Source organism: Cupriavidus phytorum, from assembly GCF_003254285.1.
Lineage (GTDB): Bacteria > Pseudomonadota > Gammaproteobacteria > Burkholderiales > Burkholderiaceae > Cupriavidus > Cupriavidus phytorum.
This window is the reverse complement of record NZ_QKZN01000001.1, coordinates 529,282-542,936: the sequence shown is the minus strand read 5'-3', so window position 1 is coordinate 542,936 and position 13,655 is coordinate 529,282. Positions and strand designations below refer to the sequence as shown.

Genomic DNA, 13,655 nt, shown 5'->3' with positions numbered 1-13,655 from the left:
GCAGATTACCCCGGAGCTTGAAATTTTTCGGCAGCGGCCGCATTCAAAAGTACGTAGCGTGGGCGTCCAGTTCCCACCTGAGTGCGTGCGAAGGTCGACACATAGAGACCCCGCAAATTGCCGGCAAGCTCCGCAGGATTCTCCAGGCCAGGGGCGATCCTCCCATAGATGACCCCGTCGGCTCCTTCCGGTACGAACTCGAAGCTTCTATGGTGAGGGAGGACACCGACAAACCTTCCAGTCAGCCGCACCTCTTCTTCACGAACGTTTTTATTGCTCAAGCGCTCAACACTACGTGCGACTTGGTCTAAGTCCTGGAAGCGGAAGACCTCAGTCCCCGTCTCGATAGTGCACGCCGCCTGGCTATCCGCGAGGACGCCCAAAAACGCCTTCACCTTTTCAAGAGCCCGCGGATCAATCTCTGCAAGGGAGTCTGCCAACTCATCGTCTGTACCAGTCGTACTCTCGATCAGACGCACCGTTTGCTTCATGGCCCTGCTAAGGGGAGTCTCGTCATCAGGTGGGAGCTCATGACTTCTCGCCTCCTCCAACTCAAAACCAAAGGAGCCGACGGCCGTAGCAGTAATGAGGAGCTGGTTCTGATCTCGGTTACGAATGGGCCCCATTGGCGCAAGCGGTCCCGAAAACGAAGCCGCGACAGCCGCCACTGCATCCGTAAACGCCTTGGTGGCGGCAACGCCAAACTCTGCAGCGATACCATGCGTGCCGCGCACGGGGCGGCCGCGAAAAGTCAGACGCGATTTGGCCGGGGGATTCGGATCGACGCGCCGAGTGGCCAATACAGCCTGGATACCCTTCAGGCGATTTTCAAGGCTTCGCTTGGTGATGCCTGCTCCAGCCGGCAGTCGAGCGAGCTGGTTGGCAAGAAAGCGTTCCTCTGCCAGAAGCTTTGTATGTTCCTGTCGATTCATGATTGCCACCCTTGTGGAGCGCCGGCCGGCGGAGTTGGTCGTACAAGGCCTGCCTCGATTTGCGTCAACTCTGCCAGGGCATCAGCGTCTTCCGCCGGATCCAAGTCAACTTGAAGGAACCCCTTCCACTGGCTGTTTCGCCGATGTGCCCACAAACTGTACCAGTAGGCGGAAAGGGTTACCAGATTCCGCCCCGGCAGCGTAGTTTCCACCCAATAGCCATCTACGAGGAATGTCTTCTTGACCCCATCGTGATCTGCGAGATCGCCGGGAAATTTCTGTCCGAGGTCTCCGTCCGGGTCATCCAGAAAGCTGACCACGTCGACATCCCCCGGATTTCTCGCCTCGAGAACCTCAACGTTCTCACTAAAGCTTCCATCCACCCATTGAAATCCCAATGTAATCCCCGCTCTGTGCAATGTGGCACGGAAGCCCAGAAAGCCGCGCAATATCTTGCAACGCTGCCAGGAGGTTGCAAACCTGACCACGAAAGATAAGAGAGAGACTTCATACGGCGATCTATCCTGGCTCACAGGGTCCACATCGTTGACAGGTGGAAGCACCTGCATTGCATTCCACGCAGGGATAGGAACTTGGCTCATATAGGAGTTTGCTCGACTTGGGCCACCGCGATCCAACGGCCTGGGAAGTTTTGCACAGGGTCGGCACCCAACGCGACGCTATATAGGACGGTGAACCCTCGCGTGCAAGCGGCGATTGAAGAGCGGCAGTCCAACTTTGCCTGCGGACTCAACCGACCTGTGCCCCCCCGAAGCCCGCTTCGCAACATCCTCAAAGAAAATTTGCGAATCGTCTGATCGCCATCCCCCGCCCAAAAGGCAAAACTAAGCCCATCACCGAAACAACGGTGATCGGGTGTCGCAACCCGCTATTCTCTCTGATGGATGGTCGCTCATGCGACCATCTCCAAACGCACGCGCGCGTCGCTTCACTATGGCGGGCCGGGCGGGGCAGCCGATAAGGCTGGCCGGTGTTCATCAGAGAGCCGGTATTGCGACCCCCGCTGTCAGGCCCGCCACCCTCTACAGTTTGCATCGGGCGGGTCTCCAACCCTTCTTCAGGAGAACGCAATGCAAGACAAGCCCCATCCCCAGCACGAAACCATCTTCATCGGCATTCCTGCGGAAACCCTGGAATCGCTCGACCGCATCCAGGCCGGCCTGGGCAGCGTCCTGTCACTTTTGGAAGTGGAAAGCGAACGGTCCGAGGGATGCCACGGCGTTCATTGCCTGCTGGCGATGATCAAGATGCAGGTGGATCAGATGGCCGAGGCGTTGCATCCCGAGGCTGAGTCGTTATGACACCCGGCCTTCCGTCTCTGTCCCTGCCGCGGCCCCGTCTTCGCGCAGCCAGACGATAAACTCCGCGCCCTGCCCGACCGTGCTTTCCACGGTAATACGCCCGCCATAGCGCTCGACCAGCGCGTAGCTGATGGAAAGGCCAAGCCCGGTTCCCATCTGTTTCTTGGTGGTGAAAAACGGATTGAACAGGTTGGGCAGGTCTTCCGCGCGGATGCCGCGGCCGGTGTCGCGCACATGCAATGTCACGCCGTGCTCGTCCCAGTCGCGCGTGGCCAGGGTCAGGGTGCCGCCGTCCGGCATGGCATGGATGGCATTGGTCAGCAGGTTGACGATGACCTGCTGCAGTTCGCTGCGGCTGATGCGCACCCGCCGCGTGGCGGTGAAGGCCAGTTCGACCCGGATGGCCGCGTCCTTCAGCATATGGCGGACCAGGTCGACGCAGCCGCCAGCGACTTCGCCCACATCCAGGCGCTCGGTATTGCCGGCGTATGCCTCGGGCCGGACAAACTGCAGCAGCCGGTTGGTCAGCAGGTAGATGCGCCGCACCTGCTCGTCGATCAGCCGCAATTCGTGCCGGACCGGCTCCGCCGCCGGGCCGAGGATGTCGCGGGCGACGTCCAGGTTGCCCTGGATTACCGCGATCGGATTGTTGATCTCGTGAGCCACGCCCGCGGTCAGCTGCCCGGCCAGCGCCAGCTTTTCCGAGGTAATCAGTTGTTGCCGCGTGGCGCGCAGCACCGCGTTCGCATCTTCCAGTTCGCGAGTCCGCTCGGCGACCTTGCGGTCGAGCGCGTCGCCCCAGTCCCTGAGTTCGGCATTGCGCTGCTGCAGGTCCGACAGCAGCTGGTCGAACTGGCGGGCCAGCTGGCCCAGTTCATCCTCGCTGCGCACCGGGCCGACGCGCGCATGGTCGTTGCCGGCTTTGAGCGCGCGCATGGTGCCGACCATGCGCGTCATCGGCATGAACACGCGCCTGGCCCACAGCAGCGAGAACAGTGCACCCGCCACGGCCAGCAGCAAGAACAGCCCCACCAGCACGCCCAGCGCCAGGTTCTTGGCCTGGCTAATGGGCCTGGCGAGGTAGCCGACGTAGAGCATGCCGATGCGCTGGCCGCGGCTGTCGACGATGGGCTCATAGGCGCTCATGTAGCGGTCGTTGACGACGAAGGCCAGGTCCAGCCATTTTTCGCCGCGCAGCAGCACCTGGTCGCGCACCTCGCGCGAGACGCGCGTGCCCAGGGCGCGCTCGCCATGGAACAGCCGCACGTTGGTGGCGATGCGGGTGTCGTCCAGGAACAGGGTGGCCGTGCCCTGGCTGCCGCGGGGCAGGGATTCGGGCTGGTAGACCAGTGCGTTGATGGTGTCGATGAAGCCGAGGTTGTGGTTCAGCAGCGTGCCGCCGTGCAGGACCGCCACCAGCTTGCCCGCGGCATCGAACACCGGCGCCGCCGCGTGCACCACCATGCCGCGGGTTTCGACGGTGCGGTCGGTCGGCGCGGCATTGGCGGTGGCGCGCAACGTTACCGGGGCGCGCCGGGCCAGGTCGGCGGAGACGGCAGCCAGCTGCGCGGCGGACCAGGCGTCAGTGGCGGCATCGGCGCGGCCGGCGGCAGCGCTTTCCACCACGCGCCAGGCGGCGGGGTCCGCATCTGCCGCACCAGCCGGCGCGGCGGCAAGCAGCCGCCCTTTGGGATCGAGTAATTGCAGGAAGTCGAGGCCGTGCGTGCGCCGCGCCTGCGCCAGGATGCCGGGCATGGCGCTATCGCGGCCAAGCCCGTCCACCAGCGCATGCGACCGCGCCTCCTGCAGGACCCGGTCCTTCACGCCGCCGACCATGTGCTCGAAATACTCGTGGGCGACCAGCAGGTCGCTGTTGACCTTGTAGGCCAGCAACGCCTGGAAGGTGCGGTTGCCCCACAGCGCCATCAGCAGCAGCAACGCGACCAGTGCCACCAGCAACGGCGCGATCACGATCGACACCAGCTTGGCGCGCAGCGAGGCGCGATAGCGGCGCACCCAGCCGCCCGGCTCGCGCGTGGTCAAGGACGCAGCCCCCACTGCAGGCACTTGCGGTCCAGCGTGCGCCGCGAGATGCCGAGCCGGCGCGCCGCTTCGGCGCGGTTGCCGCCCTCGGACGCGAGCACCTGCAGGATGTGCCGGCGCTCCACCGATTCCAGCAGCACGGCGTCATCGGGCCGCGCGTGGTCATCGGCGGCGCCCGCCTGCGCGGCCGGCGCGGGTTCGCCATGCGCCAGCAGCTCGACCGGGTACTCGCCCAGGATCAGGGCCCGCTCCACCAGGTTGCGCAGCTCGCGCGCATTGCCGGGCCAGTCATAGGCCTCGAGCAGGCGCACCAGCGACGGCGACAGCGGCACCACCGGCAGGCCCAGCTGGGCGGACAACTGCTCGGAGAAATGCCCGGCCAGCGGCACGATGTCTTCCGGCCGCGTGCGCAGCGGCGGGATCGCGATCGAAACCACGTCGAGCCGGTAATACAGGTCCTGGCGAAAGCGCCCGGCCGCTACCTCCTGGCCCAGGTTGCGGTTGCAGGCCGCGACGATGCGCACGTCCACCACCATCTCGCGCTCGGTGCCGAGCGGGCGGATGCGCCGGTCCTCGATCACGCGCAGCAGCTTGGCCTGCATCGGCAGCGGCAGTTCGGAGATCTCGTCCAGGAACAGCGTGCCGCCGTCGGCATAGAGGAACAGGCCATGGCGCGCGCCGGCGGCGCCGGTGAAGGCGCCGCGGGCGTGGCCGAACAGCTCGCTTTCGATCAGCTCCGGCGCCATCGCGCCGCAGTTCAGCGGCACGAACTGGCCCTGCCTTCCGCTCAGGCGATGCAGCTCGCGCGCCACCACTTCCTTGCCGGTGCCGGACTCGCCCGTGACCAGTACCGTCGACGGCATCGGCGCGACGCGCGCGACCAGCGCCATCACCTTGCGCATGGCTTCGGAGTTGCCGACCACATGCTTGTGGATGGTGTACTGGTCCAGCTCGCGGCGCAGCAGGTAGTTCTCGCGCGCCAGGCGCGCGCGGTCGAAGCAGCGCCGGATCGCGTTGAGCATCTGGTCGACGCGGAACGGCTTGACGATGAAGTCCGCCGCGCCCGAGCGCAACGCCTCGATGGCGGTCTCCATGTCGGCGAAGGCGGTCATCAGGATCACGTCGGCGGGGTTGCCGGCGGCGCGCAGCGCCTTGAGCCATTCCACGCCGCTGGCGCCCGGCAGCGCCACGTCGAGCAGGATCAGGTCGACATGGCGCTGTTCCAGCAGCGCCGCGCCGGCCTCGGCGCTGTCGGCGGTGATCACGCCATCGACCTTGCCTTCCAGCGCGCGCGACAGGAACGAGCGCATGCCGGCCTCGTCGTCCACCACCAGGATGGTGCGGCGTTGCCAGTGGTCGGTATCGGCCGCATTGCCTTGTCGTTCGGTCATCACTTTGCTGGTTGCGGGGCGGAAAGACGGAGAGTGGGAGAGTCTAGCGACAGTTGGCACCACCGCTGTATTGGGAGTTAAACCGAGCCCGACCCGGCCACCGGGTAGCGAGTGGACATTTTGGCGCGGAGCAGGGCCCGGCGGCCGGACATTTTGTCCATCGCATCGCGCCCGCAGGCGGGCCGTGCGGCGTCATGCGTTGCTGGCAAAGGGCCTGGGCCTTGGGCACAGGTCTTGCTGGACGACGCGCTCCAGCCCGCCGCGCTCCGCGCAACAAGAGGCTGCCACTTCCAGGTAGGAGACAACTTCATGCCATATCCCGCGCAAGCGCAGACGCCCTCGTCCAGCCCACGCATCCCGACGAACACGAGCAGCGCGCGACCCTCGCGCCCCTCCCGCTTTTCCAAGGAGGCCATCATCGCCCGCCCCGGCTTCAACCGCTGGATGGTGCCCCCGGCCGCGCTGGCGGTGCACCTGTGCATCGGCCAGGCCTACGCCTTCTCGGTGTTCAACGAGCCGCTGACCCGCATCCTCGGCGTCACGCAAGCCGCGCCCGGCGACTGGCAGCTGACCACGCTGGGCTGGGTGTTCTCGCTGGCAATCTTCTTCCTCGGCATCTCGGCCGCGTTTGCCGGCAAGTGGCTGGAGAAGGTCGGACCCCGGCGCACCATGTTCACCGCGGCCTGCTGTTTTGGCGGCGGCTTCGTGGTCTCGGCGCTCGGCATCTGGCTGCACCAGATCTGGCTGCTCTACCTCGGCTACGGCGTACTGGGCGGCATCGGCCTGGGGCTGGGCTACGTCTCGCCGGTGTCGACGCTGATCCGCTGGTTCCCGGACCGGCGCGGCATGGCCACGGGAATGGCGATCATGGGCTTCGGCGGCGGCGCGATGATCGGCGCGCCGCTGTCGGTGGCGCTGATGAACCATTTCAAGAGCGCCACCAGCGCTGGGGTGGCGGAGACCTTCCTGGTGATGGGCGTGATCTACTTCGTCTCGATGTCGATCGGCGCGCTCGCAATTCGCATCCCGGCCCCGGGGTGGATCCCGCCTGGCTACGTCCCCCCGGCACGGCCCAGCAAGATGGTGACGCACGCCAACGTGCATATCGACCAGGCCCTGAAGACGCCGCAGTTCTACCTGCTGTGGCTGATCCTGTTCCTCAACATCACGGCCGGCATCGGCGTGCTGGGGCAGGCCGCGGTGATGATCCAGGAAACCTTCAAGGGCACCATCACCGCCGCGGCCGCGGCGGGCTTCGTCGGCCTGCTCAGCATCGGCAACATGACCGGGCGCTTCCTGTGGAGCTCCGCCAGCGACTACTTCGGCCGCAAGCTCACCTACGCCATCTTCTTCGCCTTCGGCGCGGCGCTCTACATGGCGGTGCCGGCGGTGGGCGCGTCCGGCAACGTGGCCGTGTTCGTAGTCTGCTACTTCCTGATCCTGACCATGTATGGCGGTGGCTTCAGCACCATCCCGGCCTACCTGGCGGACATGTTCGGCACCGCCTACGTCGGCGGCATCCATGGCCGCCTGCTGACGGCGTGGGCCGCCGCGGGCATCGCCGGGCCGGCGCTGGTCAACTACATCCGCGAGTACAAGCTCGCGCTTGGGGTGCCGAGGTCGGAGGTTTATGTCGACACCTTGCACATCATGGCGGGGCTGTTGGTGGTGGGGTTCGCGTGCAATCTGCTGATGCGGCCGGTGCATGCGCGGCACCATCTGCGCGAAGCTGCTGGTGCGGTTTGAGCGCGACGTTCCCTCAACCATCGCACGGAGATACGCCATGCAAGACGATCGCACCTTCGGCAAGGCCCTGCTGTTGTTCGCGTTCTGGGCTTATGTGTTGATTCCGCTCGGCACCGGCATCTGGTCCACGCTGGGCAAGGCGTTGGCGCTGTTCAGCTGAGCGCGTTTGCCATTGCTGATTGAGTACTCCCTCTCTCCTTGGGAGAGGGTTGGGGTGAGGGGGGCGCTGCCACGAAGTGAATGCCCTCGCTATTGCCAGCGCCGGCCCTCTCCCCCGCCCCTCTCCCGCCCGCGGGAGAGGGGAGAAAACAAACGGGATTCGTGGGCCATCAAGTCTCAGCCTGAACAACTGAGCTTGCCCACATCCCCAAAAACTGTACCCCTGCCAGCCACGCTCTAGTCCCTACCCTTGTCCGTAGTGTCGCGCGACATGCCGTCGTGCCGGCGGCAACCCCACGGAGAGCACATCGATGCACGGACTCACAGCGCTGGAACTCGCCAGGATCCAGTTCGGATTCACGGTTTCCTTTCATATCCTGTTTCCCGCCATCACCATCGGGCTGGCGTGTTTCCTGGCCTTCCTGGAAGCGCGCTGGCTCTATACCAAGGACACGGTCTACCGGACCCTGTACCAGTTCTGGATCAAGATCTTCGCGCTGAACTTCGGCATGGGTGTCGTTTCCGGCCTGGTCATGGCCTATGAGTTCGGCACCAACTGGTCCGGCTTCTCGCAGTTCGCCGGCAGCATCACCGGTCCGCTGCTGACTTACGAAGTGCTGACTGCGTTCTTCCTGGAAGCCGGCTTTCTCGGCGTGATGCTGTTCGGATGGAACCGCGTCGGGCCCGGGCTGCACTTCTTCTCGACGGTGATGGTGGCGCTGGGCACGCTGATCTCGTCGACCTGGATCCTGGCCTCCAACAGTTGGATGCATACGCCCGCCGGCTATGCCATCGTCGCCGGCAAGGTGGTGCCGACCGACTGGCTCGAGGTGATCTTCAACCCGTCGTTCCCTTACCGCCTCGCGCACATGGTGATTGCGGCGCTGCTGTCGTCGGCGCTGTTCGTGGCGGCGGCATCGGCCTGGCAATTGCTGCATGGCCGTGCCGTGCCCGCCGCGCGCAAGATGCTGTCGATGGCGCTGTGGATGGTGCTGGCGGCCGCGCCGCTGCAGGCGGTGGTGGGCGACGCGCATGGGCTGAACACGCTGGCGCACCAGCCCGCCAAGATCGCGGCGATGGAAGGCCACTGGAACACCGCACCCGACGGCGACAAGGGCGGCTTCCCGCTGATCGTGTTCGGCATTCCCGACATGGAGCGCGAAGAGACCCGCTATGCCATCGAGATCCCGCGCCTGGGCAGCCTGATCCTGACGCATAGCCTGGACGGCCAGATCCGCGGGCTGAAGGATTTCCCAAAGGAAGACCGGCCCAATGCCACCGTGGTGTTCTTCACCTTCCGCGCCATGGTCGGGCTGGGCGTGGCGATGATCCTGTTCGGCCTGCTCGGCTGGGTCCTGCGCCGCAATGGCGCCGTGTACCGCTCGCGCGCGTTCCTGCGGCTGGCGGTGGCGATGGGGCCGACCGGCCTGATCGCGCTGCTGGCCGGCTGGATGACCACCGAGATCGGCCGCCAGCCGTGGGTGGTCTATGGACTGATGCGCACCCACGATGCCGTCTCCGCGCATGAGGCGGGACCGGTGGCGCTGTCGCTGGCGCTGTTCGTGGTGGTCTATTTCGTCTGCTTTGGCGTGGGTATCCGCTACATGCTGAAGCTGGCCAGCGCCGGCCCCGCGCCCGACGCGCATCCGCACCCGCACCCAGACGACAGGCCGTCCTACGGTCCCGGGCAGCGTCGTTCCCGCCGCCATGGCCGCGGCTTCCACACCCAACGCGATGGTCCCGCACGGCCGTCGCGAATCCTGAACAGGTGACCGACATGGGTATCAACCTTCCCGTTATCTGGGCCGCGCTGATCTTCTTCGGCGTGATGATGTACGTCATCATGGACGGCTTCGACCTTGGCATCGGCATCCTTTTTCCCTTCGTCGGCGACCGCCATGACCGCGACGTGATGATGAACACCGTGGCGCCGGTGTGGGACGGCAACGAGACCTGGCTGGTGCTGGGCGGCGCCGCGCTGCTGGGCGCCTTCCCGCTGGCGTACTCGGTGTTGCTCAGCGCCTTCTACCTGCCGCTGGTGTTCATGCTGCTGGGGCTGATCTTCCGCGGCGTCGCCTTCGAATTCCGCTTCAAGGCTAGCGACCGCAGCCGCCCGTACTGGGATGCCGCATTCACGTGGGGCTCGGTGGTGGCGGCCTTCTTCCAGGGCGTGACGCTGGGGGCCTATATCGACGGCATCGCCATGGACGGCACCACCTTCAGCGGCGGCGCGCTCGACTGGCTGGCGCCGTTCCCGCTGTTCTGCGGCGTGGGCGTGGTGATCACGTACGCGTTCCTTGGCGTCACCTGGCTGATCATGAAGACCGAAGGCCGGCTGCAATGGACCATGCTGCGCGTGACCAACGTGCTGACCGGCGTGATGCTGGCGATGGTGGGCGCGGTCAGCCTCTGGACCCCGCTGACCCACCCTGAGATCGCGCAGCGCTGGTTTGCGCTGCCCAACCTGCTGTTCTTCCTGCCGGTGCCGCTGCTGGTGCTGGGCTCGGCCTGGGGCATCTACCGGTCGCTGCGCCGGCAACCGAATGTGGCGCCGTTCCTGTATGCGCTGCTGATGGTCTTCATGGGCTATACCGGGCTGGCGATCAGCATCTGGCCCAACATCATCCCGCCATCGATCTCGATCTTCGACGCCTCGTCGCCGCCGCAAAGCCAGGGCTTCGCGCTGGTCGGCACGCTCTTCATCGTGCCGATCATCCTGGCCTACACCTCGTGGTCGTACTACGTGTTCCGCGGCAAGGTCCGGCGCGGCGAGGGGTACCACTGATGGCCAGGAACCCGCACAAGAAGCCGAGCGCACCGCTGGCGGCCCGCCTCGGCTGGCTGCTGGCGCTGTGGCTGGCCGGGGTCGGCACGGTGTTCGCCTGCGCCAGCCTGATGAAGCTGCTGATGCGGGCCGTGGGCCTCGCGCACTGACGCCATGTCCGCTTCCCGCCCGCTTGCTCCCGTCACGCCACGGCCACGCCCTGCCGGGATGGCCGGCGCGCTCGCCGCGGCGTGGGCGGGCGCTCCCGATCTTGCGCTCTGGCTGCATTCCCTCAAGGTGTTCGGCGCGGCGATGCTGGCGCTCGGCACGGCCTTGGCGCTGGGCCTGCCGCGGCCCTACTGGGCCATGGCGACGGTCTACCTGGTGTCCAGTCCGCTCGCCGGCGCGACGCATGCCAAGGGCACCTACCGCGTCATCGGCACGCTGCTGGGGGCCATCGGCGCGGTGGCGCTGGTGCCCTGTCTGGTTGACCAGCCCGTGCTGCTGATGGCGGCGATTGCCTGCTGGACCGGCACCCTGCTCTACCTGTCCTTGCTGGAGCCGGCACCGCGCAACTACATCTGCCTGCTGGCCGCCTATACGCTGCCGATCGTGGCGCTGCCGACCGTTACGCATCCTGGCACGGTGTTCGCCGTCGCGCTGACGCGGATCGAGGAGATCGTGATCGGCATCGTCTGCGCCAGCGTGGTCAGCGCGGTGGTGTTCCCATCGCGCACCGCGCCGGCGCTGGCCGCGCGCGCGGCGGCATGGATGGACCACGCCTCGCGCTGGACCACCGACATGCTCGCCGGCGGCGCCAGCGCGGGACAACGCCACGACAGCTTCAGCACGCTCGCCGGCGATATCCTCGCGCTGGAAACCCAGATGGCTCAGCTCGCCTATGAATCCGGCAACGCGCAGAGGCTGCGGCGCGCACGCGCGCTGCACCAGCGCATGACCGCGCTGCTGCCGCTGGTGCTGGCGCTGGCCGATGCCGCGAACGCATTGCGCCGGCATCGCGCCGGCATGCCCGACCACGTCGCGCAGCGCCTGCGCGCCTTGCTGGCCTGGACCGCCGGTGCGCCCGGCGCGTTCCGCCCGCCGCCGTCGTGGTACCCGGCGGGCACGGCGCCGGCCGCGCCCGCCGACTGGCACGCGCGGCTGGTCGCGGCGACCTGCGTCTACCTCGATGACCTGGGCGACCTCTGGCAGGACTGCCGGCTGCTGCAGGCCAGCCTGCGCCAGGGCGGCAGCGAACCCGCGGCGCTGCGCTACCGCGTGGAGCCGGCCGGCCAGGCACGGCACCATGACCACGCACAGCTATTGTTCCGCGCCGCCACGGCGGGATCGGCGACGCTGGTGGCCGGCCTGCTGTGGATAGCATCGGGATGGGTGGACGGCGCGGTGCCGGTCGGCCTGGCGGCGTTGGCCAGCTGCTTTATCGCCTGCACGCCCGAGCCGCGGCTGGTAGCCGGCCGGGTGATCGCGTGGAGCGTGGCGTGCGCGCTGCTGTCCTGGTACTACCAGTTCGTGGTGCTACAGCTGGCGCATGACTTTGGCTCGCTCGCCGCGCTGCTGTTCGGGCCTTACCTGGTGATCGGGGCCATGACCACGCAGCCGCGCTTCGCGCTGTTCGGCGTGCTGCTGGCCGTGACCGCGGCGTCGTTCCCGGGGCCGCAGGATCTGGGCACGGCAAGTTTTGCGGGCATCTTCAATGGCAGCCTGGCCAGCCTGGCGGCACTGGTGTTCGCCGCGTTGTGGGCGGTGCTGATGCAGCCGTTCGGCCAGCAGCTGGTGGCATACCGGCTGGCGCGCGCGAACTGGAACGAGATTGCGCTGGCCGCGCATCCGCGCGCGCCGGTCAACAGCGCGCGGCTGCGCGGCCGCCTGCTGGACCGCCTGCTGCGCCAGTGGCCGCCGCTGACGCGCCGCAACCATGCCAGCCATGAGCAGGCCGCCAATGCCCTTGCCGATTTCCTGGTCGAAGTTGCCGTGCTGGCGCTGCGGCGCGCCACCGATCGTGCCACCGACCGCGCAGTCGTCCGCGTGCTTGCCGGGGTCGCGCGGCACTACCGCCGCTGCGCGCATGCCGGCCATCCCATCCCGCCGGCACCGGTGCTGGCTGCGCAGATCGACGCGGCCTTCGCGGCGCTGGCCACCCCCGCGCATGGCAGCTCGCGCGCTGCGCTGGCGGCGCTGGCCACGCTGCGCCTTGCCCTCTATCCCCATGACGAGGACAGACGCCATGCACGCCACTGAGTTCGACCTGTATGGCGTGTTCGTGCCCGCCACCGTGGTGTGGATGCTGGCCGCGTTCGCGGTCACCGCCGGGGTGCGCGCGGTGCTGGTCCGGATCGGCTTCTACCGTATCGTGTGGCACCGGTCCTTGTTCAACCTCTCGCTGTACATCCTTATATTGGGCGCCATCCTCGCGCTCGTCTGGCAGGACCCATCATGATTCGCAAGCTCTCGCTGCTCGCCCCGGTTGCGGTGACCCTGGCCGCGGTCTGCGTGGCGGCGCTGACCGCCTGGCACCTGTGGCAGTACTACACCGCGGCGCCATGGACCCGCGACGGCCACGTGCGCGCCGCGGTAATCCAGGTCGCGCCCGATGTCTCTGGCCCGGTCACCGCCGTGCTGATCGGCGACAACGCCCGCGTGCAGCGCGGCCAGGTGCTGTTCGTGGTGGACCAGGAGCGCTTTCGCCTGGGCCTGAAGCAGGCGCAGGCCGAGGCCGCTTCGGCGCGCGCGGCGCTGGCGTTGGCCGGGCGGCAGCCCAATGCGGCCGCCACCGCTGCCGCACAGGCGCGCCTCGACCAGGCCGAGGCCGCGGTCGACGCTGCCGCGCTGGACCTGGCGCGCTGCCGCGTCACCAGCCCGGTCGACGGCCAGGTCAGCGACCGCCTGCCGCGCCCCGGCGACTTCGCCACCCGCGGCAAGCCAGCCCTGTCGGTAGTGGCGAGCGGCTCGCAGTACGTCGAGGGCTATTTCGAGGAAACCAAGCTGCCCGCGATCCGCATCGGCAGCGCCGCCGAGGTACACATCATGGGCCAGCACGCGCCGCTGCACGGGCATGTGCAGAGCATTGCGCCCGGCATCGAGGAACAGGACCGCGCGCTCGGGCCGAACCTGCTGCCGAGCGTCAACCCGACCTTCAACTGGGTGCGGCTGGCGCAGCGCATACCGGTGCGGATCGCGCTGGATCCGGTGCCGGACGGCGTCCAGCTGATTGCCGGCCAGACCGCCACGGTACGCATCCGCGAGTCGCGCCACTGACGCCGCGGCGGGCGCCGGGCCA

13 protein-coding genes are annotated in these 13,655 nt (G+C 67.3%); 9 read left to right on the top strand and 4 right to left on the bottom strand.

Annotated features, from left to right (window positions below):
• Nucleotides 1–5: 5 nt before the first annotated feature.
• The gene (locus C7416_RS02350; RefSeq protein ID WP_146604237.1) at nucleotides 6–932 is read right to left on the bottom strand and encodes a hypothetical protein; all 927 of its coding nucleotides are present in this window, start codon (nucleotides 930–932) and stop codon (nucleotides 6–8) included.
• Nucleotides 929–1,534 (bottom strand): DUF6932 family protein, encoded by a 606-nt coding sequence (locus C7416_RS02345; protein ID WP_111516935.1) that lies wholly within the window; start codon nucleotides 1,532–1,534, stop codon nucleotides 929–931. Before C7416_RS02345 ends, C7416_RS02350 begins: the two co-directional genes overlap by 4 nt.
• 489 nt (nucleotides 1,535–2,023) lie before the next feature.
• On the opposite strand from C7416_RS02345, the gene C7416_RS02340 reads away from it, so the two are divergent.
• The gene (locus tag C7416_RS02340; protein WP_111516934.1) at nucleotides 2,024–2,254 is read left to right on the top strand and encodes a DUF1484 family protein; all 231 of its coding nucleotides are present in this window, start codon (nucleotides 2,024–2,026) and stop codon (nucleotides 2,252–2,254) included.
• On the opposite strand, the gene C7416_RS02335 is transcribed toward C7416_RS02340, so the two are convergent.
• Nucleotides 2,249–4,297 (bottom strand): sensor histidine kinase, encoded by a 2,049-nt coding sequence (locus C7416_RS02335; protein ID WP_111516933.1) that lies wholly within the window; start codon nucleotides 4,295–4,297, stop codon nucleotides 2,249–2,251. The two genes, C7416_RS02340 and C7416_RS02335, sit on opposite strands and share 6 nt — an antisense overlap.
• Nucleotides 4,294–5,688: a sigma-54-dependent transcriptional regulator gene (locus C7416_RS02330; protein ID WP_111516932.1), complete on the bottom strand. Its 1,395-nt coding sequence runs from the start codon at nucleotides 5,686–5,688 to the stop codon at nucleotides 4,294–4,296. Before C7416_RS02330 ends, C7416_RS02335 begins: the two co-directional genes overlap by 4 nt.
• 309 nt (nucleotides 5,689–5,997) lie before the next feature.
• Between C7416_RS02330 and C7416_RS02325 the strand changes: the two genes are divergently transcribed.
• The 8 genes from C7416_RS02325 (at nucleotide 5,998) to C7416_RS02295 (ending at nucleotide 13,633) form a co-directional block, all read left to right on the top strand.
• Nucleotides 5,998–7,434, top strand: a complete 1,437-nt coding sequence (locus C7416_RS02325) for an L-lactate MFS transporter (RefSeq protein WP_111516931.1) — start codon at nucleotides 5,998–6,000, stop codon at nucleotides 7,432–7,434.
• A 37-nt stretch (nucleotides 7,435–7,471) separates the two neighbouring features.
• On the top strand, nucleotides 7,472–7,594 hold the full coding sequence (locus tag C7416_RS29275; protein ID WP_258400839.1) for an MFS transporter small subunit: 123 nt from the start codon (nucleotides 7,472–7,474) through the stop codon (nucleotides 7,592–7,594).
• A 310-nt stretch (nucleotides 7,595–7,904) separates the two neighbouring features.
• Nucleotides 7,905–9,365 carry a cytochrome ubiquinol oxidase subunit I gene (locus C7416_RS02320; RefSeq protein WP_111516930.1) on the top strand — a complete coding sequence of 487 codons (1,461 nt, stop codon included), beginning with the start codon at nucleotides 7,905–7,907 and terminating at the stop codon, nucleotides 9,363–9,365.
• Nucleotides 9,366–9,370: 5 nt separating this feature from the next.
• On the top strand, nucleotides 9,371–10,378 hold the full coding sequence (gene cydB, locus C7416_RS02315) for a cytochrome d ubiquinol oxidase subunit II (protein WP_111516929.1): 1,008 nt from the start codon (nucleotides 9,371–9,373) through the stop codon (nucleotides 10,376–10,378).
• The gene (locus C7416_RS02310) at nucleotides 10,378–10,527 is read left to right on the top strand and encodes a DUF2474 family protein (RefSeq protein WP_111516928.1); all 150 of its coding nucleotides are present in this window, start codon (nucleotides 10,378–10,380) and stop codon (nucleotides 10,525–10,527) included. The genes cydB and C7416_RS02310 overlap by 1 nt, the downstream gene beginning before the upstream one ends.
• 4 nt (nucleotides 10,528–10,531) lie before the next feature.
• On the top strand, nucleotides 10,532–12,616 hold the full coding sequence (locus tag C7416_RS02305; RefSeq protein ID WP_240988313.1) for an FUSC family protein: 2,085 nt from the start codon (nucleotides 10,532–10,534) through the stop codon (nucleotides 12,614–12,616).
• Complete coding sequence (locus C7416_RS02300) at nucleotides 12,603–12,815, top strand: DUF1656 domain-containing protein (RefSeq protein WP_111516926.1); 213 nt, start codon at nucleotides 12,603–12,605, stop codon at nucleotides 12,813–12,815. Before C7416_RS02305 ends, C7416_RS02300 begins: the two co-directional genes overlap by 14 nt.
• Nucleotides 12,812–13,633: an HlyD family secretion protein gene (locus C7416_RS02295; protein WP_111516925.1), complete on the top strand. Its 822-nt coding sequence runs from the start codon at nucleotides 12,812–12,814 to the stop codon at nucleotides 13,631–13,633. Before C7416_RS02300 ends, C7416_RS02295 begins: the two co-directional genes overlap by 4 nt.
• Nucleotides 13,634–13,655: the final 22 nt, after the last annotated feature.